Below are 26,808 nucleotides of genomic sequence, written 5' to 3' on the forward strand. Positions count from 1 at the left end.
TGGATTAACACGGGGGTTACGGATGCACGAGATGGGTTTTCAGCGCGCGAACCCGATCCACGGCCTGTGCCTGCCCCAGCAGGCTCAGGGTGACGCCCAGGCTCGGGGAACTGCTCTGCCCGACCAGGGCCAGGCGCAACAGCGGGCCCACCTTGCCCAGCTTGAACCCGAGCGCTTCGGCAACGCCCTTGGCCGTCTGATCGAGGGCGGCTTCCGACGCCCATGCGGCGTCATCGGACAGGGCTTCGGCCAGTGCATCGAGAATTTTCGGCGCGTCGTCGTCCAGCTTTGCCAATGCGCCCGGATCGTAGCCCGTGAGGGGTTCGTAATACGGCCGGGCCTGGGCCGCCAACTCGACGAGGGTATGAACCCGGTCGGCATAGGCCGTGACGAGTCGGGCCGGATCGAGCGACGAGGCAGCCGGATCGATACCGATCCGACCGAGATGCCAGCGCAATTCGACGGCCACCTGCTCCGGCGGCAGGTTCTTGATGTACTGCTGATTCAGCCAGCGCAGTTTCTCGGGGTTGATGCTGGATGCCGACTGGTTGATGTCCCCGATGTCGAACAGTTGCACCATCGTCGGTCGGTCGAAGATTTCGTCGTCGCCATGCGACCAGCCCAGACGAACCAGATAATTCAGCAGCGCATCGGGCAGGTAGCCGTCTTCGCGGTACTGCATCACCCCGACGGCACCATGACGCTTGGACAGCTTGGCACCGTCCGGGCCATGAATCATCGGCAGGTGGGCGAACTGCGGCGGCGTGACGCCCAGCGCGCGATACAGGTTGATCTGCCGCGGCGTGTTGTTGAGATGATCATCCCCCCGGATCACATGCGTGATCTGCATGTCCCAGTCGTCGACCACCACGGTCAGGTTGTAGGTCGGGGTGCCGTCCGATCGGGCAATGATCAGATCGTCGAGTTCGCTGTTCTGGAACACGACCCGGCCACGCACCGCATCCTCGACCACCACTTCCCCATCCAGGGGGTTGCGGAAACGGATGACCGGGGCGACGCCCTCGGGGGGCGTACCGGTGAAATCGCGATAGCGGCGATCGTAGCGCGGCTTCTCGCCCCGAGCCATTTGCGCTTCCCGCAGCGCATCGAGCTCCGCGCGGCTGGCATAGCAGTAGTAGGCATGGCCCGTCGCCATCAACTGGTCAATGACTTCCCGGTAGCGATCCATCCGTTGAGTCTGGTAGAACGGGCCTTCGTCATAATCCAGATTCAACCAGGTCATGCCCTCGAGAATGGCATTGACGGATTCCGGCGTGGAGCGCTCGAGATCCGTGTCCTCGACCCGCAGAACGAAATCGCCCCCGTGCCGACGGGCATACAGGTAGCTGAACAACGCCGTGCGAGCACCACCGATATGCAGATAACCGGTGGGTGATGGGGCGAAACGCGTGCGAACCGTCATGAAAACCTCGAAACAATGACAAACGAACTGTGAAAACGACAACCGCGCCGTAACTGCGCTATTGAACTGGAAGGATCATAGCGTAAAGTAGCCATCAGGCGCCTCTGAACAACCCGACACCGGATGGCACACCACATACCATGCGCGACTTGAACCGGCTTCTCCGTCACTCCTTGCCAATCTCTTTGGCACTCCTCACGACCGCCCTACCCATCCTGTCAAGTGCGGCCACCCAACGCTTGCCTGCGTTGCCGCTCGAACAGACCAGCGATGCGCCAACCGCGCCAGAGCCCACCCGGGAAGCGGGAACCTGCGCCAATCATCGCTTCGTCAAGACCGTGGCATTGAGCCGCGTCTGGATACCGAGTGCCCCCGCCGACATCCTGAATCTGGGCTCCGGTCTGAGTGAAGCCGTGGCGACGGATCTGAATCGAGAATTCGGTTTCCGAACCACACTCGTTCCCGCAACGCGCGCGCGTGACAACGCCCCTGCCATTGGCACCTTCACCCGAACCGGACAGATCTATTTCATCCGGATCAGCGGGCATGATTTCCTCGCTACCGGCCACGACAGCGCCTGGTCTTTCCTCGGCCCCAGTGCCGACCCGCGGAGCGGCACGATCGACATCAGCATCGACAATGGTGCCAAGGGGATCGAGGTCGCGCACACGGAAATCGCGGCTGAGTCCGTCCGCATCGCACCCTACCAGCCCCCCATCGATGCGCGCGGCCGTCCCTTCTGGTCCAGTACGTACGGCCAATCCCTACAGCAATTGGCCGAACATGCCGCGAGATTCATCGGTCAGTCGCTGGACTGTGAACCCCTGACTGGCCAGGTGATCCGCGTCGACGGCCGCGAGATCACCATCAATCGCGGGGCCGACGACGGTTTACGCCTCAGCGACCGCCCGCTACTCCTGCGCCGCTCCGATCCCGTCAGCCTTCTGGGACAGGAAACGCTCCCCGAACGACATACGCTGGAATCACTTGGTGCTGCGGACATCGTTCACCTGAGCCATCACACGGCCATGCTGCGCTATCCGGGCAACCACATCGTTCAAATCGGGGATCTCGTGCAGGCGGGCGAATAATCCGGCAACAATTCCGTCAGCGGGCCAGGCCGATGATGCAGGTAGCCTTGCACGTAGTGGATCCCGATTTCCGTCAGCCGCGCCTGCGTGGTTTCGTCCTCCACCCATTCGCCGATGGTCTCTGCGCCCATGACGAGGGCTACCTGGTGGATCGCGCCGACGATCACCTCGGCGACGGGATCCCGGTCGATATCCCGAATCAGCTTGCCATCGATCTTCACGAAATCGGGCTGTAGCCGTCGAAGGAATTCGAACGAGAGCAGACCGCCGCCAAAATCATCCAGTGCCAGACTGCAACCCAGTTCGCGCAAGGCGGTCATCAGATCCAGCACCAGATCGTAATTGGTGATGGCCGATGTTTCGGTGATCTCGAAGCAGATGAGCGACGGGTCCAGCTTGAACTCACGGAAGGCCGCGCGAATGAACGGGTTGATCTGCGGATCCTGAACCGTCGCGCCGGACAGGTTGATCGCCAGAACAGGCGGGTTTTCCTTGATCCGGGCGAGAAAGGCGAATGCCTTGCGAATGACCCAGCGATCGATTTCGGCCATGAAATGGTATTTTTCGGCGGCCTCGATGAATCGAGCCGGATTCTGCATGCCACCTGCCCCATCGCCGACCCGCAACAGTACCTCGTAGTGCGCCCGCACGGTGCCTGGACGATTGCGGGTCGGCTTGATCCGCTGAATGACCTGACAAAAGCCGTCGGTATCGAGTGCCTGTTTCAACTGCCCCAGTGTCGCCAGCTGGTCGCGGCGGTTGGCAATTTCCTGATCGTCCCGCGTGAACCAGTACACCCGGTTACCGCCCTCGCGGTAGGCCCGCCGACAGGCCGCTTCCGCGTCCTTCATCAGATCGACCCCCAGCCGGTAATCCGCCAGGCAGACGCCGATGCTCAGGGTGATCCGGATTCGGTCGTTACCCACGGTGAAACGCCACTCGCGCAGGGACGAGAGCAGATCTTCCGGCCATTGACGGTAGGAAATCGAATGAATATCCGGAATCCAGATACCGAATTCATCCGCCCCCAGACGAGCGATAAGGCCCGTGGCCGGCAATTCGAGCGAAAGGTGACTCGCCAGACGCGCAATGATCTGATCCCCCACTTCCCGGGAACTGGACTCGTTGATGAGCCGGAAATCGTCGACATCGACCCAGAGAATCAGACCCTCACAGCGCTTCTCGCTCAACGAGTGGCATTGGGTCTCCAGGAATTCTTCGAATGCTGCCCGGTTCATCAAACCGGTCAGCCGGTCGTGACTGGCCCGATAGGCCAGCAATGCCGTGGCCTCCCGATAATCGGTCATATCCCGCATCGAGAGGATGATTCGCGACGGGGCGGGGGTACGCGACTCCAGCCAACGCACCCTGAGATCGATTTCACGCAACTGATGGCCGATGAGAAACTGAATGTCATACTCCTGCTCCGGGTCCTCGGGCAGGCGCTCGATCGCCTCCGTCAGGCTGTCCACATCGCGCACCCCGTTCCATTGCATATGGAACAGTTCGGAGTAATGTCGGCCCTGCAAGCTTTCCTGCGCATGAGTCGGTGAACGCAGCAAAAGGTGCGTCGGCCGGTTCGCGAACTGGACATGCCCGGATGGAGACAATACGACCACCGCATCATGGAGCGCATCCAAGGTAGACCGCAGCCGATCCTCCTGCGCCCGAAGGAATTTCTGCGTCCGTCGTCCCTGAAGGAAGAAAAGGAAAATCAGGAGCCAGATCGGCAGCATCAGCCAAAAACCATAGACCTGGAACACGCGCATCAGGGAAGGTGTGGATGGAAGCCACTGATCGCGAATATGCTGGACCGTCGAATAATCCAGCGGCAAGGCCCAGTTTTCGATGCCGGCGCTCTTGGCCGCCGCACTGTCCGTGGGCAGCGCGAGCAGCTGGCGGGCGACTTCCCGGGCCAGATGACTGCTGACGCGCGTCGTGGCCGAGAACGGCCATTCCGGCACGAGCTCGGTGGACACGGCATAAGGAAACCCGATGTAGTTTCGCGCGTCAAGGACGCGTAACGCACCGGGCGCTACTCGCCCCTCCGCGATCAGGTGATCCAGATAACCGGTGCGAATAATGCCTGCGTCCGCCCGATCCTGAAGAACTGCCTCAACCACATGCTGCATGGGCAAGCCGGTGAAGAGTGGAAATATATCGGTATGCGGGTCCAGCCCTGCACGGGACATCGCGTCGAGTCCCAGCAACCAGGCGCCAAGTGCATTGTCGGCGGCGCCAGCAACCACCTTGTTTTTCAAATCGCGGAGATGACGAAGATCGGCACGCTCGGATCGGACAACGATGGCAGAACCGAATCGCTCAAGCGAGCCGGTTGGACCACGGAGGCTCATGGTCGCCAAGGGCCAGACGCGTGCCTCGCGTGACAACTCGACAAATTGCAGCGGCTGAGTCAGAACGAAATCCAGACGATTCTCGCGAACGGCCGCAGTCAGTTCCGATTGGAACATGGGTTCGATCAGAAAGCGATCACCGGGGTTCTGGGCGGTCAGATAGTCGGCCGTCGCTTGCCAGCGAGCTGCCGTGCGCGGCTTGCCGTCATAGGCAAGGACGCCGATTGTCACCACGTGTGGCTGTTCCAGCGCAGCCTGCGCAGCATGGCAGAGACCAAAACAGATCAACAGCGCCGCCAGGGGCGCCGACACGCTGAAAAACAGGATGGACCGGCCGCCGTTACGTCGGTTCACAACACGTTTTCCGGTCCATGAAATCTCCCGGGTTTCTACGCTGCCCGCGACGAAGAGCGAGCAGGCAATATCCCGATCACAACACGCGACCGGCCTTGGCAGCAATCCGCATGCGCAGCGCATTGAGCTTGATGAAGCCGGCGGCATCACGTTGATCGTAGGCGCCCGCATCGTCCTCGAAGGTCGCGATGGTCGGGTCGAACAGCGTGTCGTCCGAGCGACGGCCGATCACCTGGACATTCCCCTTGTACAGCCGCAGACGCACATCCCCATTGACGTAAGCCTGAGAGGCATCGATCGCCGTTTGCAACATGAGACGCTCCGGTGACCACCAGTAGCCGTTGTAGATCATCTCGGCATAACGCGGCATCAACTCATCCTTCAGGTGCGCGACGCCGCGATCCAGCGTGATGGATTCCAGAGCCCGATGCGCCTTGAGCACGATGGTACCGCCCGGCGTTTCGTAGCAGCCGCGGGACTTCATGCCGACATAACGGTTTTCGACAAGGTCCAGACGACCGACCCCATGTGCGCCACCCATCTGGTTCAGCTTGGCCCACAGCGTGGCCGGAGAGAGCATCTCGCCATTAATCGCGACCGGATCACCTTTCACAAAGGTGAGCGTGAACTCCTCACCCTGCTCCGGTGCCGCCTGCGGGGAAACGGACCAGCGCCACATGGATTCCTCGGGTTCCCACCAGGGATCCTCGAGATTACCGCCTTCATAGGAGATGTGGAGCAGGTTCGCATCCATGGAATAGGGCGACTTCTTGCCGGCAGCGGCGAAATCGACCGGAATGTCGTGTTTCTTGGCGTAGGCCATCAGGGTTTCACGGGACGTGAGATCCCACTCGCGCCAAGGGGCGATGACCTGGATACCCGGCTTGAGCGCGTAAGCGCCCAATTCGAAGCGCACCTGATCATTGCCCTTGCCGGTCGCACCGTGTGCGATCGCGTCTGCACCGGTTTCGTTGGCAATCTCGATCAACCGCTTGGCGATCAAGGGACGGGCAATCGAGGTGCCGAGCAGATACTCGCCCTCGTAAATCGCATTGGCACGAAACATCGGGAACACGTAGTCACGAATGAATTCTTCGCGCAAATCCTCGATGAAGATGTCACGCACACCCATCTTCTGCGCCTTGACGCGCGCTGGCTCCAGCTCGTCACCCTGGCCGAGATCCGCCGTGAACGTCACGACCTCGCACTGATAGGTTTCTTCCAGCCATTTGAGAATCACCGAGGTATCAAGGCCGCCTGAATAGGCCAATACCACCTTGTTTAAACCGGTTTTCGTGTTCATCGTGCCCCTGATTTCGTTTGCTATTGATTTGTAAAAGTTTGTGAGTGTACCGCAACGGATGCACAGAGAAAATGCCGCCGCGCATCGGACGGAACCACGTCAAATATCGGCATCAGAGATGCTGTTCAAGATCGTGCAGAATCGTTTCGAGAACGCGTCGCACATCCTCAAGCGTCTTCGGTGCCGAAGACAAGATCGGCTGCGCTGAGCCTGATGCGCTCTCAGACGACGGTGCCGCTTCATGCGATGCGGGAGCGGCCGTGGTCGGCGCCGCGATAGGTTCGGGATCGACCACCACGCGGGAGACATCCCATTCGCGGACCGTTTCTGTCGTCCCCGACTCGACCCGTGGCATCGGCTTTTGCCCTTGGGACAACTGCTGACGCGCACCGGCTATGGTAAAGCCCTGGTCGTACAGCAACGCACGGATCAGACGAATCAATTCGATATCGTGCCGCTGGTAATAACGCCGATTGCCACGACGTTTGGCTGGCTTGAGCTGAGTAAACTCCTGTTCCCAGTAACGCAGTACGTGCGACTTCACGTCGCACAGCGCCCCCACTTCGCCAATGGTGAAATAACGCTTGTTGGGGATCGGAGGGAGATCCGTCTCAGCTGGCGATCGTGCCGTCATAGGCCTCGACCATCGTCTTGAGCTTCTGCCCGGCCCGGAAGGTCACGACACGACGCGCCGATACGGGAATCATTTCCCCGGTACGCGGGTTGCGGCCGGGCCGCTCGTTCTTGTCCCGCAGTTGGAAGTTGCCGAAGCCGGAAAGCTTGATTTCTTCGCCCGCCTCCAGCGTTGCGCGGAGCTCTTCGAAGAAGATATCAACGAAATCCTTGGCTTCGCGCTTGTTGAGGCCAAGTTCGGTATGCAGTTTTTCAACCAGGTCTGCTTTGGTTAAAGCCATGAAATGAAATCCTTCAGGTGCGCAAATGAATATCGTGTTGCGCAAGTTTAGCGCGTATGTCGCTGATTATAGCGATAATTTCTTCGTCCGTCAGCGTACGTTCATCATTTTGAAAAATTAATTTGAGTGCAATGCTTTCCGTACCGGGTTCGATGCCCGCACCCACATAGCGATCGAACAATCCGACCGACCGCAGGGTATCCGGCGCATCCTCACGAATGAGCGCCAGCAGGGCATCGACGGGAAGTTCGGCGGGCTTGATCAGGGCCAGATCGCGCCGAACCTGCGGGAAGCGGGAACGCGGTCGATTGGCCGGCAGGCGACGTTGCGCCAGCGTCGCCAGGTCGATTGAGAACACGAAGACGGGTCCGACCAGGTCCAGTCGATCGACGAGCTCGGGATGAACCGCACCGATCCAGCCCGCCGCAACGCCGTCGACAAGAATCTCGGCCGTCTGCCCCGGATGGAGCGCCATGTGGCTGCCCGCTCGGAACGAAATCAACGGACGCTCCCCATCTCCGGCGGACAGGGAAAAGCCCAGCCCGAGCAGCACCGCCTCCAGATCCCCCTTGAGATCGAAGAAATCGACCGGCGTTTCCTTCTCCCCCCATTGCTCGGGCCACCGCGCACCGCAAACCACGGCTGCAAGCTGGTCGGTTTCCTGCACGGCCTCGACGGTCCCTGAAAAGATCCGACCGATCTCGAAGAGCCGCACCCGTCCCTGCTGACGATTCTGATTGAATCGAACCGCCTGAAGCAGCCCTGGCCACAGACTCTGACGCATGACGGCCATTTCGCTGGAAATGGGATTGGCAAGCGAAATCGGCGACTCGGCGGCAAAAAGCGTGGCCACCGCAGGATCGATGAAACTGTAGGTGATCGCCTCGAAGAAACCGCGGCCGATCATGGCATCCGCGACATCCACTGCCGTATTCCGGGTTTCCGGCACGGGCTGGATGGTCAACGGCGCCCGGCCCATGGGGGCACGGAACGCATCGAAGCCGATCAGTCGCGCCAACTCCTCCAGGAGATCCTCGGGAATCGCGATATCGAAGCGGTGCGTCGGCGGGACGACACGAAGCACATCCGCTTGTGTTTCATCGACGGAGCAACCCAGCGCGGTCAAGTAGCGCGTGGCCGTTTCTGCGGACACGGGCAGGCCCAGACGACGCGCTGCCCAGGAAAGATCCAACGGAATGTCGGCAGGTGTCGGCAGGGTTCGACCACCAGCGGCGGACGCCACCGGACCGGCTACCCCGCCCACCAGTGAGACCACGAGCTCAGCTGCCCGAGCGAGTGCCTCAGACGGTAGACGGGGATCAACACCGCGCTCGAAGCGGAACGCCGCATCCGTCACGAGCCCGAACGCACGGGCACGGCCGACAATGGCCTCCGGTACGAAATGCGCGGACTCGAGCACGATGGTATCGGTATCGTCACCGACCGCGCTGTCCAATCCCCCGATAATACCGGCCAGGGCCACCGGTCCCCGTGCATCGGCGATCACCAGACAGGTTTCATCGAGTGTCAGCGTCTGTTTGTTGAGCGCGGACAGCGACTCGCCCACCTTGGCACGACGAACGCACAGATCGCCCGCCAGCTTCTGACGATCGAAGGCATGCAGCGGCTGCCCGAGCTCCAGCATCACGTAGTTGCAGATATCGACGATCGGCTCGATCACCTTGATCCCCGCACGACGAAGTCGCTCCGCAAGCCAAAGCGGGGTTTGTCGCATCCGCGGAATATCACTGATCGTCTGCGTCAGATACTGTGGGCAATCTGCGTTCGCGTCGATCCTTGCCGCCACCGACTCGGCAGTTGCCACAACCGGTGCTTGCATCGTCGGCCTGTTATAGGGCTGATCGAACAGCGCGGAACACTCCCGCGCCAGACCCAGAATCGACAGGGCATCGCCCCGATTCGGCGTAATGCCCAACTCGATCACCGAGTCGTCCAGATCGAGCCAGGCACGAATATCGGCCCCGATCGGCGCATCATCCGGCAGTGCCCAAAGACCGTCAACCTCGCTCGGCAGCCCCAACTCCGTCGCCGAACACAACATTCCTGCCGACTCGACGCCGCGCAATTTCGCGTGCTTGATCGTCAATCCGCCGGACAGCACCGCACCGATTCGGGCAAACGGCACACGCATTCCGGCCTGCACGTTCGGTGCGCCACAGACCACCTGGTACTCGGCCTCGCCATCGCTGACCCGGGTGATGTTCAGCTTGTCCGCCTCGGGATGGCGCTCGACTGAGAGCACCGCACCCACCACAATCCCACTGAAGTCGGGGGCGGCAGGTTCGATGGCATCCACCTCGAGGCCGGCCATCGTCAGGCGGTGGGCCAGAGTGGCCGTATCCGCAGCCGGATCTATCCATTCACGCAGCCAGTGTTCAGAAAATCGCATGGAAATCTCGTCGTCGAATCATTGAATTTATCGTGATCGAATCCGGCGCCCCCACTTCGGAGCGCCTCACGATCACACGAACTGTTCGAGGAAACGCAGGTCGTTGTCGAAGAATGCGCGCAGGTCATCGACGCCATAACGCAGCATCGCGAGGCGCTCGACGCCCATGCCGATGGCGAAACCGCTCACCTTGGCGGGGTCGTGACCGACCGCGCGCAGGACGTTCGGATGCACCATGCCGCTGCCCAGCACCTCGATCCAGCCGGTCTTCTTGCAGACACGGCAGCCCTTGCCCGAGCAATGCACGCACTGGATATCGACCTCGGCCGAAGGCTCGGTAAACGGGAAGAAGGACGGGCGCAGACGAATCGGCAAGTCCTCCCGCTCGAACAGGGCACTCAGGAACTGCTCCAGCGTCGCGCGCAGATCCGTGAACCGGACGTCCTCATCCAGATAGAGCACTTCGATCTGGTGGAACATCGGGGAATGGGTCATGTCCGAATCGCACCGATAGACGCGACCGGGGGCGATCACTTTCAACGGCGGCGCCTTGGCCTGCATCGTACGGATCTGGACGGGCGAGGTATGCGTACGCAGGAGCCGCTGGGCATCGAAATAGAACGTATCGTGCATCGCACGCGCGGGATGCGTCAGCGGGATATTCAGGGCGGTGAAGTTGTGCCAGTCATCCTCGATCTCCGGCCCTTCGGCGACGGTATACCCCATCGAACCGAAAATGGCGGACACCCGGCGAATAATGCGGTTGACGGGATGAATGCCACCGGGCACAGAGCCCCTGCCCGGCAGGGTCACGTCAATCCGTTCAGCGGCCAGCCGGGCCTGCAGGGCTGAGGCGGCCAGGTCGTCCCGACGCGTATTGAGCGCCGCGATCAGGGCATCCTTCACCGCATTGATTTCCGCCCCGCGTTCACGACGCGCATCGGGATCGAGACCCCCAAGGGCCTTCATCAGGTGGGTGATCTGCCCTTTCTTTCCGGTGTATTGCACCCGGACGTCCTCGAGCGCCGCCACGGTATCGGCCTGCCCGATCAGACGCAACGCCTCATCCAGCATGCCCGACAATTGATCAGTCACAAATCCACTCCCAAACTATTCGGAAAAACCCAGAAGCCGAGTTGGCGCAAGCCCCGACAACGGAAACGACAAATCGAAGGATCAAGCGCGATCGACAGATGATGCGACACGCACGACGCTCCATGCGCGAATCCGCGCACCAACGAAAAGGCGCTCGAATGAGCGCCTGATTGTATCCAAATATCGCTTCGGTTGAAGCAGGATATTTTACAGACCCAGCGCGGCCTTGGCTTGCGCCGCGATCGCGGCAAACGCCGGCTTGTCGTGGACAGCCAGATCAGCCAGGACCTTGCGGTCGATTTCGATGTTGGCCTTGTGGATGCCTTCGATCAGACGGCTGTAGGACAGATCGTTGTTGCGCGCTTCGGCGTTGATCCGGGTGATCCACAGTGCGCGGAAGACCCGCTTCTTCACACGACGGTCGCGGTAGGCATATTGCCCCGCCTTGGTGACCGCCTGATGCGCGACGCGGTAGGTACGCGACCGGGCACCGTAATAGCCTTTGGCTTTATCGAGAACTTTTTTGTGTTTGGCGTGTGCAGTGACGCCGCGTTTTACTCTGGCCATGTCTCAATACTCCTTAGGCGTAGGGCAGCATGCGATGAATCGAAGGAACATCGCGCTCGTGAACGTAGGAAGGAGAGCCCAGTTGACGCTTACGCTTGGAGGACTTCTTGGTCAGAATGTGACGCATGTGCGACTGCTTGCGCTTGACGCCACCTGCGGTGATTTTGAACCGCTTGGCTGCGCCGCGATTCGATTTGATCTTCGGCATGATCGACTCCAGTTTTACCGTTGTTGTTTGATACCCAGCACGTCGGAGTTAGTTAACGTGCAAGAGGCTAATTGCCCTGTTCAGATGCTGGCCTTGCCGAACATCCGGCAACCGCGAAAGCTCAATCGAGAGCCTCACGCGGCGCGCAAACGATGGGCGCCGCCCGGAACGGATGGTCAAACCATCCACCCAAAGCGGCGCAAAATAATAATCCAGCAACTCAGGAAAAGCAAGGCGTGTCTATCGGGGACACGGCCATGCAGATCGGCGTTCAGTTGTTCTTCTTCGGCGCCATCACCATGGTGACCTGACGGCCTTCCATCTTGGGCCGCTGTTCGACCACCGCCAGCTCGGCCAGATCACGCTCGATGCGATCGAGCAGCTCGCTGGCGATATCCTTGTGTGCCATTTCGCGACCGCGAAAACGCAGGGTGATCTTCGCCTTGTCGCCATCCTCGAGGAATCGGACGATGTTGCGCATCTTGACCTGATAATCGTGATCTTCCGTGCCGGGCCGGAACTTGATTTCCTTGACCTCAATCTGCTTCTGCTTCTTGCGAGCCTCGGCCATCTTCTTGCTTTGCTGATACTTGAACTTGCCATAGTCCATGATCTTGCAGACGGGCGGACTGGCATTCGGCGCCACTTCGACCAGATCCAGAGCTACTTCGGCGGCACGCGTCAAGGCGTCGCGGGTACGCACGATACCGAGCTGTTCGCCGTTTTCATCGATCAGTCGAACTTCCCGGGCAGTGATTTCACCATTGATGCGCGCCTCATCGGAGTCACGCGCGGCGGGGGCATTTTGTCCACGGAGCTGAGCTATCTTCTTATCCTCTAAATTCCCAAAAAACGAACTCTGCGCCGGCTTTCCATTGGGGCTTCGGGCAGCGAACACGGATTATAGACCAGCAAAAACCGATCTTTCATCATGACATGGTAATACGCATCGACGCGCAATGAAACAACACGGCGCTCCTCAGATGCCCGCCCAACCCGGGTACGCCCGCGCATGCCTGGGCGGCAGCGAGGATACCGCGTCGCTCTCAATGCCGGATAATCGGGGATTCGGCGATCGATCAGGCGCCGCTGGCGTCTTGGATTTCCTGACGACAGCGCGCGATGAAATCCACCACGGAAATCACACCGAGATCCTCGCCCTCACGCGTCCGCAACGCGACGGAATCGGCCTCCATTTCGCGGTCGCCGGCCACCAGAAGATAAGGCACCCGGGCCAGGGTATGTTCGCGAATCTTGAAGCCGACCTTCTCGTTACGCACGTCGGCCTCGGCACGCAGGCCGGCTGCCTTGAGCCGATGGGTGACCTGCTCGACGAACGCGGCATGCTTGTCGGTAATCCCCATCACGACCATCTGCACCGGCGCCAGCCACAAGGGCAGATAGCCGGCGTGATGCTCGATCAGGATCCCGATGAACCGCTCCATGGAGCCGACGATCGCCCGGTGCAGCATCACCGGATGGCGACGTTCACTGTGCTCGTCCACGTAGGTTGCACCCAGGCGCTCGGGCATCATGAAATCGACCTGGATCGTGCCCAGCTGCCAGGTACGGCCAATGGCGTCCTTCAGATGGTACTCGATTTTCGGCCCGTAGAAGGCCCCTTCACCCGGCAACTCCGTCCAGGCGACGCCTGCTGCGCTCAATGCGCCACGGAGGGCCGCCTCGGCCTGATCCCAGACCGCATCGGTGCCCAGTCGCTTGTCCGGACGCAGGGCGATCTTCACCTGCACGTCCGCAAATCCGAAGGTGGCATACACTGCCAGCGCCTGTTCGTGGAACGCACGTACCTCCGACTCGATCTGCGCTTCGGTACAGAAGATATGACCATCGTCCTGGGTGAAGCCGCGGACCCGCAGAATGCCGTGCAGTGCGCCGGAAGGCTCGTTGCGGTGACAGGCGCCGAACTCGCCGTAGCGGATCGGCAGGTCGCGATAGCTATGCAGGCCGTGATTGAATACCTGGACATGGCCCGGGCAGTTCATGGGCTTCACCGCGAACGTCCGCTTCTCGGACTCGGTGAAGAACATGTTCTCCTGGTAGTTGTCCCAATGGCCGGAGCGCTGCCAGAGCGATACGTCCAGCACCTGCGGGCAACGGATCTCGGCATAACCGGAACGGCGGTACACCTGCCGCATGTGCTGCTCGATCACCTGCCAGATCGCCCAGCCCTTGGGATGCCAGAACACGAGGCCGGGGGCCTCTTCCTGGAAATGGAACAGGTTCTGCTGCTTGCCGATCCGTCGATGATCGCGCTTTTCCGCCTCGGCCAACTGATGCAGGTAGGCCTTCAGCTCCTTATCGTTGGCAAACGCCGTGCCGTAGATCCGGGTCAGCATCGGGTTCTTCGCATCGCCGCGCCAATAGGCCCCGGCCACCTTCATCAGCTTGAACACCTTGAGGGCGCGGGTATTCGGTACGTGCGGCCCCCGGCAGAAGTCCGTGAAGTCGCCCTGGGTGTAGAGCGTCAGCTCTTCTTCCTCGGGAATGCTCTGGATGATCTCGACCTTGAACTCTTCGCCAAGATCGTCGAAATAGCGGATCGCCTCGTCCCGCGCGACCACCTGACGCGTCAACTCGTCCCCTTTGGCCGCCAGCTCATGCATGCGCTGCTCGATCTGGGCGAGATCCTCGTCGTTGAACGGCCGATCGAAGTAAAAATCGTAGTAGAAACCCGAATCGATCACGGGGCCGATCGTCACCTGCGCCGACGGGAACAGCTGCTTAACGGCCTGAGCCATGAGATGCGCGGTGGAGTGACGGATCACCTCCAGACCCTCGGGATCCTTCGCCGTCACGATGGCAATCGACGCATCGTGCTCGACGGTACGGGACAGATCCACCAGCTTGCCGTCGATCTTGCCGGCGATGGCCGCCTTGGCCAGACCGGCGCCGATGTCGGCCGCGATTTCGGACAGGGTGACGGGATGATCGAAATGTCGTTGGGATGAATCAGGTAGGGTAATCGTCGGCATGACGCTCTCCTTTGGCAGTGGCGACTCCTACAAAAAGCCGCGTGTTTCAGGGGCGATACGGTATGGAATGACGGTAAACCGGCAGCATGTCCGAATCTGGGTAACGATCGGCAAGCGAATCGGGGTCATGAAGGGGAAGCCCCTTCCAGGAACGCAATTCGGCCAAGGCACGCGATCATAAAGCAAACGCCGAACACTGAAAAGACAACCCCCGGCCACACGGCGTGAAATGGCGCACGCATCGCGATTGCGGCGCGTTGGGATTCGGGGTATGGTTCGATCATAACTCTGGAAGAACCTATATAAATCATGATCGAATCCACCGCTGCCGCCCGTTTGTCCGACACCCCGTCCCCTGCTCCGGCAGCTGAACATGTGGTTGCCTTCCTGAACGCACATCCCGATTTCCTGTCTCGACATGTCGCCGGACAGTTGCGCGAAACCCTTGAGGGGGTACTGAACGACAATCCGGCACTGCTTGCCGACCTCGATCTCCCCCACCCGCCCTCCGGCATCGCCTCTCTGCCCCACGTGCAGCTGCGCCTCTGGCGGGAACGCCTCGCCCGACTGGAGCGCACGATCGGCGAGCTGCACGACACTGCAGAAAGCAATGCCCGCCTCGATTGCAATATGCATGAGTTTGCGCGGGCGCTCCTTGCCTCAGGCACCCGGACCCCCGAACAGCTGAAAAAGATCATTCACGATCATTTTGCCGTGGATGCGATTCGCCTGCAGCCCCTCGCCGAACTCTCTGCCGAACAGATTGCGCCCCTGCAAGGTTGGCTGGATAGCCACACACCGCTCTGCGGCCGCCTGAGTGACGCACAAAGACGCGTCCTGTTCGACGCCGACTTCCCCGAAACCGGTTCGGCCGCCCTGATCGCCCTGCAGCCGCACCCGAAAACGACACTGATCCTGGTGCTGGGTCGGCATGCGCCGGATGGATTCAACCCGGGCCAGGGCACGCTGTTCCTGGAACAGATCGGTCAACTGGCCGAAACCTTCCTCGGCGTTCCGGAAAACGCCTGACCCGAATGCCGCAAAATCCGCTGCAATCGCCCGCCAACGCGCTGGATGAGGCGTTCGTGACGGCGCGCAACCAGCTGACCGCTTCCCCCCGACTATCCGCCAAGACCCGGCAGGCCTACCTCGGCGATTGGGCCCATTTCGCCGATTACCTCCGGGACGAGCAATTGACCCATCCCCGGCAAATCGACGACCGGCGCCTGAGAGCCTATCTCGCCCACTGCCAACAGCGCACCCTGGATGCGCGCAGCATTGCCCGAAAGACCTCGGCACTGCGCTGGTTGCTGCGTAGCTGGCGTGATCGCGCACAGGGCAGTAGCGCCAACCCGGACAATCTCAAGCCACCGAAAGCCGCCAAAAAACTACCCGATGCGCCCACGATCGAGACGATCAACCAACTTCTCGACGCCACCCTTCCGCAGCTGTCGGGCGACCCGCGCCTGTTGGATCGGGATCGCGCCCTGTTCGAACTCGTCTACAGCAGTGGTCTGCGTGTTGCGGAGCTGGTGGCGATCGATCTGGTCGACCTGGATTTTTCCGAAGCGATCGTTCGGGTCACCGGCAAGCGCGACAAGACACGGCTGGTTCCCGTGGGCAGCCGTGCCATGACCCGCATCCAGGCCTGGCTTCCCATCCGACAGACCTTGCTGCGCGATCCGGCGCAAACGGCGCTGTTCGTCAATCGCCACGGGGGACGTTTGAGCACCCGTTCGGTACAGATGCGCCTCGATCAGTTAAGCCGGCAATTGGGCCTGGGACAATCCCTGCATCCTCACCAACTGCGCCACGCCTTCGCGACCCATGTGCTGGAGTCGTCCGGCGATCTGCGCGCGGTCCAGGAGATGCTCGGACACGAGAGCCTGTCGACGACCCAGATCTACACGCATCTCGATTTCCAGCATCTGGCCCGCGTCTACGAGGCCGCCCATCCGCGGGCGGGCCGCCGTCGGACGGACTCGCCCCCAGAAACAGAAACATTCACCGACCGGGATTGATATTTCCCGAATCCGACCCACATACCTCGGAGGCACTGGCGATCGCTCGATGCGACCGGCCGGTTTCTTGTGTCGGCGGACCGAGGTTCGTCCGGCTCAAACCTTGTTATTTTCAGGCGATATCGAATGGAAAACTTTCGCGGCACCACGATCCTGTGCGTACGTAAGAACGGCCAGACCGTCATCGGCGGCGATGGCCAGGTCACCCTGGGGAATACCGTCGTCAAGGGCAACGCGCGGAAAGTGCGTCGCCTCTATAACGAGCAGGTGCTTGCCGGCTTTGCCGGTGCGACGGCCGATGCCTTCACCCTGTTCGAGAAATTCGAGGGGAAACTGGAGAAATATGGCGGGAATCTGCTGCGCTCGGCGGTCGAGCTCGCCAAGGAGTGGCGCACCGACCGCGCCATGCGTCGACTGGAAGCCATGCTGGTCGTCGCCGACCGCAATCACATGCTGACCATCAGCGGCAACGGCGACGTGATCGAACCCGAAACGGATCTCATCGCCATCGGTTCCGGCGGCGCATTCGCCCAGGCCGCAGCAACGGCATTGCTCCAGCACGCCCCCCTGGACGCTCGGGCAATCGTGGAGTCGTCACTGAACATTGCCGGGGATATCTGCATCTACACCAATCACAACCTGACCATTGAGGTGCTCGACGCATGAACCTCACCCCACAACAGATCGTCGACGAACTCGACAAGCACATCGTCGGGCAGCAGGCCGCCAAGCGGGCCGTCGCCATCGCCCTGCGCAACCGGTGGCGCCGTCAGCAGATCGGCGAACCGCTGCGCAGCGAAATCACGCCCAAGAACATCCTGATGATCGGCCCGACGGGTGTGGGCAAGACGGAGATCGCCCGTCGCCTCGCCAAGCTGGCCGATGCGCCCTTCCTCAAGATCGAGGCAACCAAGTTCACCGAAGTCGGCTATGTCGGCCGCGATGTCGAGTCGATCATCCGCGATCTGGCCGATGTCGGCCTCAAGATGCAACGGCAACAGGCCATGGTCGTCGTGCGCGACAAGGCCGAACTGGCCGCGGAAAACCGGGTATTGGACGCCCTACTCCCCGCCCCGCGCGAGGATGGCTGGAGCGCTTCCGACTCCCATCGCGACGAGGCCTATCACAACACCCGGGAAAAATTCCGCCAGAAGCTGCGTGCCGGCGAGCTGGACGACCGGGAGATCGAAATCGAGGTTCACCAGCCCCAACCCCATGTCGACATCCTTTCGCCACCCGGCATGGAGGAGATGACGAGCCAGATTCGCGGCATGTTCCAGAATCTGGGACAGAACAAGGTCAAGACCCGTCGCCTGACGATTCCCGAGGCGCTGAAACTCGTCACCGAAGAGGAAGCCGCCAACCTCGTCAACGAGGAGGAAGTCCGACTGCAGGCGCTCGAACGCGTCGAACAGCACGGCATCGTGTTCATCGACGAAATCGATAAAGTCGCCAAGCGCGCCGAACAAGGCGGCGGCGAGGTGTCCCGCGAGGGCGTCCAGCGCGACCTGCTCCCCATCATTGAAGGTTCGACGGTCAATACCAAACTGGGCATGGTCAAAACCGACCACATTCTGTTCATCGCCTCCGGTGCCTTTCACCTCAGCAAGCCCTCGGATCTCATCCCGGAACTGCAGGGGCGCCTGCCCATCCGTGTCGAGCTCGAAGCGCTGAGTGCCGGCGACTTCGTGCGCATCCTGACCGAACCGGACGCCGCGCTGATCCGTCAGCACATGGCCTTGCTCGCCGCCGAGCGCTTCAGCATCCGCTTCACGGACGACGCCATCGCGCGCATCGCGCAGATTGCCTTCGAAGTGAACCGTCGCACCGAGAACATCGGCGCGCGCCGCCTGCATACGGTCATGGAGCACCTCCTCGAGCAACTGACCTTCAGCGCTGATGCCCGTGCCGGCGAAGAACTGGAAATCGACGCCGATTTCGTGGAGTCTCGCCTGGGTGCGCTCGCCAAGGATGAGGATTTGAGCCGCTACATTCTCTGACCGGGAGTCTGCCGACCATGCAACACAGTGCGACCGAACTGAAATTCAACAAGACCGAACAAACACTGTTTGTGCGGTTTGCCGATGACGTCCAAGGTACGCTCTCCAGTGAGTTCCTGCGGGTATTCAGCCCCTCGGCGGAGGTGCGGGGCCATGGCGGCGGAGAACCCATGCTGGTACTCGGCAAGGAGCAGGTGCGGATCGTCGCGCTGGAACCGGTCGGCCGTTATGCCGTCAAACTCGTATTCGACGATGGTCACGACAGCGGTCTGTACGATTGGGACACCCTGCACGAACTCTGCGTCACACACGACAGCCTGTGGCAGAATTACCTCGAACGACTGACCGCGGTGGGCCTCGAACATGGCGCCCCGCAAAAACCCGCCACGGTAAAGATCACGGACGTCTTGGCCGAAAGCGGTGCCAAACCCAACAATGCATCCAGGAGCGACTCATGAGTGGACAGACCCATTTCGGCTATCGGCAGGTGCCCGAAAGCGAAAAGGTCAAACTGGTCGGACAGGTCTTCGATTCGGTGGCCAACCGCTATGACCTGATGAACGACGCCATGTCGCTCGGCATCCACCGGTTATGGAAACACATCGCGCTCGAGCACACCGGACTGCGCCGCGGCATGAAGGCCCTGGACCTGGCATCCGGCACCGGCGATCTGGCGCTGAAGATGGCAGGCCTCGTCGGCAAGGAAGGCCGGGTCATCCTCTCCGACATCAATGCCCACATGCTGGGCGAAGGACGCGCCAAGCTCGACAACGCCGGCGTGATCCAGAACGTCGACTACTGTCTGGCCAACGCCCAGTACCTTCCCTTCCCCAGCAATCACTTCGATTGCGTCACCATCGGCTTCGGTCTGAGGAACGTGACAGACAAGGCCATGGCGCTTGCCGAAATGGCCCGTGTCATCAAACCGGGTGGACGGGTCGTCGTCCTGGAATTCTCCAAGCCCATATCACCGCTGATCAGCAAGGCTTACGACCTCTACTCCTTCACCGCGCTGCCGACACTGGGCAAGATCCTGGCGAAGGATGCCGACAGCTACCGCTATCTGGCCGAATCCATTCGGATGCACCCCGATCAGGAGTCCCTGCGACAGATGATGCTCGACGAGGGTTTCGATCATGTGGACGTGCATAATCTGACGCTGGGCGTCGTCGCGATCCACATCGGATACAAGTACTGATGCTCCGGAAAGACGACGCGCGACGAGACGCCCGAACGCCCGTCGTCGCCGGCGAAGCGGCATGAGCCCAACCCCACAAGACAGCACCTCGGTCACCGATTCCACCCAGCCGCGAACGGCGTGGTGGATCAGCGGGATTGGCATCGTATGCCTCGTTGGCATCCCGCTGGGCTGGTGGCTCAAGACCTACCCGCCTGCCGAACCGCGCCCCCCGGGCTCCGAGATCCTGATCAGCAGCATCTTCGAGCGCACGCCCCAGCTGACCCAGGTCCGCGAACGGGGATATCTTCGCGTGGCCACCCTGATCAACCCCACGATCTACGTACCGGACAAGAACCAGCCACAGGGCCTCGAATACGATCTGGCCACCCGTTTCGCCCAGCAACTCGGTCTCGGGGTCAAATTCATCATTGCGAACAACATCAACGAGGCCTATCAACTCGTCGACGAGAACAAGGCCGACTTTGCCGCTGCGGGCCTCGTCGTCAGTCTGGCGCGCGAACGCCTGTTCCGCTATGGGCCGAGCTATGTATCGGTACGCCGGCAGCTGGTCTACCGACAGGGTGTTCCGAAACCGCAATCCCTCGATGACATCGGCAGCGCGCCGCTGGCCGTGGAGAAAGGGTCAAGCAGCCTGAGCTGGCTGACGGAACAGGCCAAGAAGGGCCTGTTGACCCCGGATAACGCAAACGACAGCAACAATGCCCAGAACCAGGCTGCGGACACCCATGACTACACGATCCAGGTTCAGCTGGAAGATACCGGCATCAGCACGCTGAAGGCCCTCGAAACCGGGGCCGTGGATTACGCGGTCATGCTGTCGCACGAAACGATGCTCGGACAGAAAATTTCCAACAAGATCCACGTCGCTACCGACCTCGGCCCGCCCGTTTCCTTTGCCTGGGCCTTCTCGCGCCATGCGGACAAGTCCCTCTACAACGCGTCGGTCATGTTCTTTAACGAAATCCGCAGCAACCATGAACTGAAGAACCTGATCGACCGGCACTATGCGCAGTTCGAGCAGCTGGATCAGCGCCTGGCCCAGCAATTCCTCGACGACGTGGAAAGCCGGATCGCCCCCTACCTGTCCGCCTTCAAGAAGGCTGGGGAAAAGTACGACATCGACTGGCGTCTGCTGGCCGCCATGGGCTATCAGGAATCGAAATGGCAACCGGACGCCACCTCCCATCAGGGGGCCTACGGACTCATGCAGATCACGCTGCCGACCGCGCAGGAACTGGGGCTGCACGACCGCGGCGACCCCGTCAAGAGCATCATGAGCGCGGCAAAATACCTGTCCCAACTGCGGGCCCAGGTACCGGAACGTGCCAAGGAACCCGATCTGACCTACTTCGCGATCGCCGCCTACAACATCGGGATCGGACATTTGAGCGACGCCTTCAAGCTCACGTCGGAGCAAGGCGGTGACCCCAACCGCTGGCAGGACGTTCGCGATCGCCTCACTGAACTCTCCGACCCGAAGATCTACCGAAAACTCCGCTATGGCTACGCACGTGGTGAGGAAACCGTGCAGTACGTCGAAAACATTCGCGCCCTGCACGATCTGATGATCTGGGTTGGTTCCCGAAACGAACCCAACCTGGCGCAGACGCATGAATTGACCGCCGCACAAGCGGCCAAGCCCTGACAAGGCGGCGGCCAACCCGGATCACAGCGGGTTTGTGGCAGGGAAAGGATGGGAAAATACCAGGGCCTGCCCATGAGTGGGCAGGCATCAGTTGCTGACTTAAAAACAGAGGCCGTCAGCGAATGCTTCGAGCGATCTCATGCGCAACGGACGCAGGATCTTGTGCCCGTGTAATGGGGCGCCCGACGACGATCGACGTGGCGCCCGCCTGGATAGCCTCTTCGGGCGTCATGACACGGGATTGATCATCGAGGGCGCTGCCGGCGGGGCGAATGCCCGGAGTCACGATGACCGGATCCGGCTGGACAAATACCGATCGCATGGCAGTGGCCTCCCAGGCGGAACAGACCACCCCATCCAATCCCGCCTCGCAGCTCAGGCGCGCCAAGGCGCTGACCTGATCGGCCAGGGGGCGATTGACACCAATGTCGACCAGATCAGCTTCCGTCATGGAAGTCAGTACCGTGACGGCAATCAGCGCCGGGGCATCCGTCCCCGGGGGAATCGCCGCGCGAGCGGCCGCCAGCATGGCGCGCCCCCCCGAGGCGTGAACATTCACGAGACTGACACCGAGGTCGCTCGCAGCACGACAGGCCTGAGCCACGGTATGCGGGATATCGTGAAACTTCAGGTCCAGAAACACGGCAAACCCACGATCGACCAGGGAGCGAACCAGTTCCGGCCCCGCCCGGGTGAACAATTCCTTGCCCACCTTCAACCCGCAATCGGCGGGATCGAGCTGGGCGACCAGGTTTTCGGCAGCAGCACGGTCCGGAAAGTCCAGCGCCACGTACAGGCTGGGTTGCGCCCGGTGCATCCTCATTTCAACCGTTATCCCGCCAGACCCGCTTTTTCGTTCACGCGCTCGCGCAGTTCCTTGCCCGGCTTGAAATGCGGGACGTACTTGGACTCCAACGCCACGCTTTCGCCGGATTTCGGATTACGACCGATCCGCGGCTTGCGGTAATTGAGCGAGAAGCTGCCAAATCCCCGGATTTCAATCCGGTCGCCGCGCGACATGGCGGCAATCATCTCATCGAGCAGCAGCTTGACTGACGTATCAATGTCGCGAATCGACAGGTATTTCTGCCGGTCAGCCAAACGATCGATCAATTCAGATTTTGTCATTCTTGTAATCCCATTTCCGATATCAAGACAGCCGGCAAACAGCCGACATCCTGAACAAATAACCCAGAAAGCCTGCGGAAAACCGCGAGTGAGGCTTTCGGCGTTACTTGGGCTTAATACGCACCAGAACGCAGTAACAGGAACAAAAAACGCCATCAAAGAAGATGGCGTTTCTACAAACGCTGAGATCAGCGAATTATTCGGAACGGTTCATCTGTTCCTTCAGGAGATCGCCCAGGGTCGGGGCGCTCACGGTGACGCGGCTCATCTCTTCCATGGCCTCGGACTCTTCCTGAGAGTCCTTGGCACGGATGGACAGGCTCACCATGCGGTTCTTGCGATCCACACCCATGACCTTCGCTTCGACGGTCTCGCCTTCCTTCAGGACGGTACGAGCGTCGTCAACGCGATCGCGGGAGATGTCGGAGGCACGCAGATAGCCTTCGACGCCGTTACCCAGGTCGATGACCGCACCGCGGGCATCCACTTCACGGATGGTGCCGCTGACGATCTTGCCCTTCTGGTTGTCCGCGGCGTAATCGCCGATCGGATCGCTTTCCAGCTGCTTCAGGCCCAGGGAGATACGTTCACGCTCGGGATCGATAGCGATGACCACAGCCTCGATTTCCTCGCCTTTGCGGAACTGGCGGACGGCTTCTTCGCCGCTTTCGTTCCAGGAAAGATCGGACAGGTGGATCAGACCGTCAATGCCGCCATCCAGACCGATGAACACACCAAAGTCGGTGATGGACTTGATCTGACCGGAAACCTTGTCGCCCTTCTGGTGGGTCGCCGCGAAGGCATCCCACGGATTGGCCTGACACTGCTTCATGCCCAGGGAGATCCGGCGACGCTCTTCGTCGATGTCCAGGATCATGACTTCGACTTCGTCACCAACGGCAACGATCTTGCCCGGGTTGACGTTCTTGTTGGTCCAATCCATTTCGGAAACGTGAACCAGACCTTCGACGCCATTGTCGATCTCGACGAAGCAGCCGTAGTCGGTCAGGTTGGTGACCTTGCCGAACAGGCGTGCGCCGATCGGGAAGCGGCGAGCCAGATCGCTCCACGGGTCTTCGCCCATCTGCTTCATGCCCAGGGAAACGCGATTACGCTCGCGATCGAACTTCAGGACCTTGACATCCACTTCATCGCCGATGTTGACGACTTCGGACGGATGCTTGACGCGCTTCCACGCCATGTCGGTGATGTGCAGCAGACCATCGATGCCGCCGAGGTCCAGGAACGCACCGTAATCGGTGAGGTTCTTGACCACGCCGCGGAGGACCATGCCTTCCTGCAGCTGATCCAGCAGCGCATCGCGCTCGGCACTGTATTCCTGCTCGACCACGGCACGACGGGATACGACCACGTTGTTGCGCTTCTGGTCCAGCTTGATGATCTTGAATTCGACATCCTTACCTTCGAGGTAGGTGGTGTCGCGGATCGGACGGACGTCGACCAGGGAACCCGGCAGGAACGCGCGGATTTCGCCCATTTCGACGGTGAAACCGCCCTTGACCTTGCCGGTGATCCGGCCGGTAACGATTTCTTCGTTCTTGAAGGACTTCTCCAGCGCGGTCCAGGCACGCGCACGCAGCGCCTTCTCGCGGGAGAGCTTGGTTTCGCCGAATCCGTCTTCAACCGACTCGAGGGCAACATCAACCTTGTCACCGACCTGGATGGTCAGTTCGCCGTTTTCGTTCAGAAACTCGGCTGCGGGAATCACACCTTCGGACTTCAGGCCGGTATCGATGAGGACGAAGTCACCGGTGATGCCGACGACGGTGCCTTCGATAATGGCACCGGATTGCATCACGGAATTCTTTTGACTCTCTTCAAAGAGTTCGGCAAAACTTTCAATTACTTCTGACATGTATACAACGTTCCAAAAAGTACGACCAGACGTTCCTAATGACTGTCTGCCGTAGTGGTTAAAGGGCTGTCCATTCCGAATCCGTGGGTTGGCAGTCACATCGAGTTAAACACAAACAAATCAACAGATTCCCCGAGCGCGCAGGTATTCCAACATCTGCGCCTCGACAGCCTCGATGGCGATATCGCTGGAGTCGATGACCAGCGCATCGGTCGCCGGCCTGAGCGGCGCGACGGCCCGATTGCGATCCCGATCGTCCCGAATGCGAATCTCGTCAACGAGGGCCGATAAATTAGCACTTAAACCCCGCTCGATCAACTGCTTATACCGCCGATTTGCGCGAATCTCGGCACTGGCGTCCAAAAACAGCTTGGCCGGCGCATCCGGAAACACCACGGTGCCCATGTCTCGGCCGTCGGCAATCAAACCGGGCGCCACCGCGAAAGCCTTCTGACGCGCCAGCAGCGCCGTCCGTACATCCGGTCGCGCGGCGATCTGCGAGGCCATGGCGCCGGTCTGTTCCGTGCGCAGCACGTCATCCACGCAGACGTCATCCAGATAGGCTGCGCCATCGGCATCGAAGCGCACGTTCAGGGATTCGGCCAAGGCGGCGACTTCCGGCGCATCCAGCGCGATGCCGGCCTTTTGCGCTGCCAAGGCCGTCAGCCGATACAGGGCACCGGAATCCAGCAGATGGAAACCCAACCGATTGGCCAGACGACGGGCCAGCGTGCCCTTGCCGGAACCGCTGGGTCCGTCGATGGTGACGACCTTCACGTCGCTCATGATGCCGCCCCCGCTTCGACACTCAGACCACCGCCACAGCGGGTAAACAGATCGGCAAAACCCGGGAACGAGGTTTCGACGAACTGGCAGTCATGAATCCGGATCTGCCCGCGTGCGCGCAGGCCGGCGACGGAAAACGCCATGGCGATCCGATGATCGCCCTGACTCCAGATTTCCGCCTCGCCGAAGACGTCCCGTTCGGCGCCCCGACCCACGATCACCATGCCATCCGGCGTGGCCGTCGCTTCGACGCCCAGCTTCTGCAGACCATCGGCCATCACGGCGATCCGGTCGGATTCCTTGACGCGCAGTTCCTCCGCGCCCGTGAGTACGGTCTGCCCCTCGGCACAGGCCGCCGCCACGAACAGCACCGGAAACTCATCGATGGCCAGCGGTACCAGATCCTCGGGGATGGCAATACCGCGCAGACGGGCGTGGCGCACCTGGATGTCCGCCACCGGTTCGCCGCCGACTTCGCGCGGATTGTGCACGGTGATGTCTGCGCCCATGGCCTTGAGGATATCGATGACACCGGTGCGCGTCGGGTTCATGCCGACATGTTCCAGCATGATGTCGGCCTCATGGGCAATGCTGGCAGCCACCATGAAGAACGCCGCCGAGGAAATGTCGGCCGGCACGTCGATCGCCCGTCCCTGCAGCGCTCCGCCGCCGGTGACGCAGGCCGTGGCACCGTGGCGCTCGACCGGATAGCCGAACCCGTTCAGCATCCGCTCCGTGTGATCGCGCGTCGGCGCGGGTTCGGTCGCGCAGGTCCGCCCTTCGGCATAAAGCCCGGCAAGCAGGACGCAGGATTTGACCTGAGCGCTGGCCATCGGCAGCAGGTAATCGATGGCCTTGAGCTTCTGGCCGCCGCGAATGGTCAGCGGCGAACGACCGCCCTCCGCCGATTCGATCACTGCGCCCATCCGGGTCAGGGGATCGATGACCCGCTTCATGGGGCGACGGGACAACGAAGCATCCCCTTCCAGTACGGTATCGAAGGCCTGCCCCGCCAGAATCCCGGCCATCAGACGCATCGAAGTCCCCGAATTCCCGACGTACAGCGGTTTTTCCGGCGCCTTGAGACCGTGCAACCCGACACCCTTCACGCGTACGACGCCATCGGCCGGATCCGTGATCGCCACGCCCATGGCCCGGAAGCAGCGCAGGGTATTCAGACTGTCCTCGCCTTCCAGAAAGCCCGTGATATGGGTCTCGCCTTCCGCCAAGGCGCCCAGCATGATCGATCGATGGGAGATGGATTTGTCGCCAGGTACGCGCAACGCGCCTTTCAGGCGTGCCTCGGAGGGCTGGGTCAGATAGGTGAGTGACGGAGCGGAGTGACTCATGACGGATAACTCAACAATTAATGGACGCCGAAATTGGCTTTTCCGGCTGGGTTTCAAATCGGTACAAGGGACAATGACACGGACAACTCA

Annotated in this window: 23 protein-coding genes and 1 pseudogene; 8 read left to right on the forward strand and 16 right to left on the reverse strand. The window is 61.0% G+C overall.

The window, feature by feature from the left end:
• Window positions 1–16: 16 nt before the first annotated feature.
• Window positions 17–1,423, reverse strand: a complete 1,407-nt coding sequence (gene gltX / locus A9404_RS04530) for a glutamate--tRNA ligase (RefSeq protein ID WP_066099082.1) — start codon at window positions 1,421–1,423, stop codon at window positions 17–19.
• A 140-nt stretch (window positions 1,424–1,563) separates the two neighbouring features.
• On the opposite strand from gltX, the gene A9404_RS04535 reads away from it, so the two are divergent.
• Window positions 1,564–2,514: a hypothetical protein gene (locus tag A9404_RS04535; RefSeq protein WP_156521240.1), complete on the forward strand. Its 951-nt coding sequence runs from the start codon at window positions 1,564–1,566 to the stop codon at window positions 2,512–2,514.
• Here the strand turns inward: A9404_RS04535 and A9404_RS04540 are convergent.
• The 10 genes and pseudogenes from A9404_RS04540 to thrS all read right to left on the reverse strand — a co-directional run bounded on the left by A9404_RS04540 (window position 2,481) and on the right by thrS (window position 14,712).
• Entirely contained in the window at window positions 2,481–5,222 is a 2,742-nt protein-coding gene (locus A9404_RS04540) for an EAL domain-containing protein (RefSeq protein ID WP_066099085.1), read from the reverse strand. The genes A9404_RS04535 and A9404_RS04540 overlap by 34 nt on opposite strands.
• A 76-nt stretch (window positions 5,223–5,298) precedes the next feature.
• Complete coding sequence (locus A9404_RS04545; RefSeq protein ID WP_066099087.1) at window positions 5,299–6,525, reverse strand: argininosuccinate synthase; 1,227 nt, start codon at window positions 6,523–6,525, stop codon at window positions 5,299–5,301.
• A 370-nt stretch (window positions 6,526–6,895) separates the two neighbouring features.
• Window positions 6,896–7,159 (reverse strand): annotated as a pseudogene (locus A9404_RS13515) (MerR family transcriptional regulator); the annotation flags it as partial.
• Complete coding sequence (locus tag A9404_RS04555; RefSeq protein ID WP_066099090.1) at window positions 7,137–7,439, reverse strand: integration host factor subunit alpha; 303 nt, start codon at window positions 7,437–7,439, stop codon at window positions 7,137–7,139. The pseudogene A9404_RS13515 and the gene A9404_RS04555, both read right to left, overlap by 23 nt.
• Window positions 7,440–7,452: 13 nt before the next feature.
• Window positions 7,453–9,849, reverse strand: coding sequence for a phenylalanine--tRNA ligase subunit beta (pheT, locus tag A9404_RS04560; RefSeq protein WP_066099092.1), 2,397 nt, complete (start codon window positions 9,847–9,849; stop codon window positions 7,453–7,455).
• Window positions 9,850–9,921: 72 nt separating this feature from the next.
• Window positions 9,922–10,923 carry a phenylalanine--tRNA ligase subunit alpha gene (pheS, locus tag A9404_RS04565; protein WP_066099094.1) on the reverse strand — a complete coding sequence of 334 codons (1,002 nt, stop codon included), beginning with the start codon at window positions 10,921–10,923 and terminating at the stop codon, window positions 9,922–9,924.
• Between the two features lie 228 nt (window positions 10,924–11,151).
• A complete protein-coding gene (gene rplT / locus A9404_RS04570; RefSeq protein ID WP_066099095.1) occupies window positions 11,152–11,511 on the reverse strand; it encodes a 50S ribosomal protein L20 in 360 nt (119 codons plus the stop codon).
• A 13-nt stretch (window positions 11,512–11,524) separates the two neighbouring features.
• The gene (gene rpmI, locus A9404_RS04575; RefSeq protein ID WP_066099098.1) at window positions 11,525–11,719 is read right to left on the reverse strand and encodes a 50S ribosomal protein L35; all 195 of its coding nucleotides are present in this window, start codon (window positions 11,717–11,719) and stop codon (window positions 11,525–11,527) included.
• A gap of 271 nt (window positions 11,720–11,990) precedes the next feature.
• The gene (infC, locus tag A9404_RS04580; protein WP_456064523.1) at window positions 11,991–12,617 is read right to left on the reverse strand and encodes a translation initiation factor IF-3; all 627 of its coding nucleotides are present in this window, start codon (window positions 12,615–12,617) and stop codon (window positions 11,991–11,993) included.
• Between the two features lie 181 nt (window positions 12,618–12,798).
• Window positions 12,799–14,712, reverse strand: coding sequence for a threonine--tRNA ligase (gene thrS, locus A9404_RS04585; RefSeq protein ID WP_066099101.1), 1,914 nt, complete (start codon window positions 14,710–14,712; stop codon window positions 12,799–12,801).
• 309 nt (window positions 14,713–15,021) lie between these two features.
• Between thrS and A9404_RS04590 the strand changes: the two genes are divergently transcribed.
• The 7 genes from A9404_RS04590 to mltF all read left to right on the forward strand — a co-directional run bounded on the left by A9404_RS04590 (window position 15,022) and on the right by mltF (window position 21,579).
• Window positions 15,022–15,741, forward strand: coding sequence for a DUF484 family protein (locus tag A9404_RS04590; protein ID WP_066099102.1), 720 nt, complete (start codon window positions 15,022–15,024; stop codon window positions 15,739–15,741).
• A gap of 5 nt (window positions 15,742–15,746) precedes the next feature.
• Window positions 15,747–16,733 carry a tyrosine-type recombinase/integrase gene (locus A9404_RS04595; RefSeq protein ID WP_082922737.1) on the forward strand — a complete coding sequence of 329 codons (987 nt, stop codon included), beginning with the start codon at window positions 15,747–15,749 and terminating at the stop codon, window positions 16,731–16,733.
• A 126-nt stretch (window positions 16,734–16,859) separates the two neighbouring features.
• The gene (gene hslV, locus A9404_RS04600) at window positions 16,860–17,399 is read left to right on the forward strand and encodes an ATP-dependent protease subunit HslV (RefSeq protein ID WP_066099104.1); all 540 of its coding nucleotides are present in this window, start codon (window positions 16,860–16,862) and stop codon (window positions 17,397–17,399) included.
• Entirely contained in the window at window positions 17,396–18,733 is a 1,338-nt protein-coding gene (gene hslU, locus A9404_RS04605; RefSeq protein WP_066099106.1) for an ATP-dependent protease ATPase subunit HslU, read from the forward strand. Before hslV ends, hslU begins: the two co-directional genes overlap by 4 nt.
• Before the next feature lie 17 nt (window positions 18,734–18,750).
• Window positions 18,751–19,191 carry a gamma-butyrobetaine hydroxylase-like domain-containing protein gene (locus tag A9404_RS04610; RefSeq protein ID WP_066099108.1) on the forward strand — a complete coding sequence of 147 codons (441 nt, stop codon included), beginning with the start codon at window positions 18,751–18,753 and terminating at the stop codon, window positions 19,189–19,191.
• Complete coding sequence (ubiE, locus tag A9404_RS04615; protein ID WP_066099111.1) at window positions 19,188–19,931, forward strand: bifunctional demethylmenaquinone methyltransferase/2-methoxy-6-polyprenyl-1,4-benzoquinol methylase UbiE; 744 nt, start codon at window positions 19,188–19,190, stop codon at window positions 19,929–19,931. The genes A9404_RS04610 and ubiE overlap by 4 nt, the downstream gene beginning before the upstream one ends.
• Window positions 19,932–19,992: 61 nt before the next feature.
• A complete protein-coding gene (gene mltF, locus A9404_RS04620; RefSeq protein WP_066099112.1) occupies window positions 19,993–21,579 on the forward strand; it encodes a membrane-bound lytic murein transglycosylase MltF in 1,587 nt (528 codons plus the stop codon).
• Between the two features lie 115 nt (window positions 21,580–21,694).
• Here the strand turns inward: mltF and pyrF are convergent, their stop codons facing one another.
• The 5 genes from pyrF to aroA all read right to left on the reverse strand — a co-directional run bounded on the left by pyrF (window position 21,695) and on the right by aroA (window position 26,718).
• Complete coding sequence (pyrF, locus tag A9404_RS04625) at window positions 21,695–22,396, reverse strand: orotidine-5'-phosphate decarboxylase (protein WP_197490433.1); 702 nt, start codon at window positions 22,394–22,396, stop codon at window positions 21,695–21,697.
• Between the two features lie 14 nt (window positions 22,397–22,410).
• Window positions 22,411–22,707, reverse strand: a complete 297-nt coding sequence (locus A9404_RS04630) for an integration host factor subunit beta (protein ID WP_066099116.1) — start codon at window positions 22,705–22,707, stop codon at window positions 22,411–22,413.
• Window positions 22,708–22,903: 196 nt separating this feature from the next.
• On the reverse strand, window positions 22,904–24,583 hold the full coding sequence (rpsA, locus tag A9404_RS04635) for a 30S ribosomal protein S1 (RefSeq protein WP_066099118.1): 1,680 nt from the start codon (window positions 24,581–24,583) through the stop codon (window positions 22,904–22,906).
• Window positions 24,584–24,703: 120 nt separating this feature from the next.
• On the reverse strand, window positions 24,704–25,372 hold the full coding sequence (cmk, locus tag A9404_RS04640; RefSeq protein ID WP_066099120.1) for a (d)CMP kinase: 669 nt from the start codon (window positions 25,370–25,372) through the stop codon (window positions 24,704–24,706).
• Complete coding sequence (gene aroA / locus A9404_RS04645; protein WP_066099121.1) at window positions 25,366–26,718, reverse strand: 3-phosphoshikimate 1-carboxyvinyltransferase; 1,353 nt, start codon at window positions 26,716–26,718, stop codon at window positions 25,366–25,368. Before aroA ends, cmk begins: the two co-directional genes overlap by 7 nt.
• Window positions 26,719–26,808 lie beyond the last annotated feature (90 nt).

This window comes from Halothiobacillus diazotrophicus, from assembly GCF_001663815.1.
GTDB lineage: Bacteria > Pseudomonadota > Gammaproteobacteria > Halothiobacillales > Halothiobacillaceae > Halothiobacillus > Halothiobacillus diazotrophicus.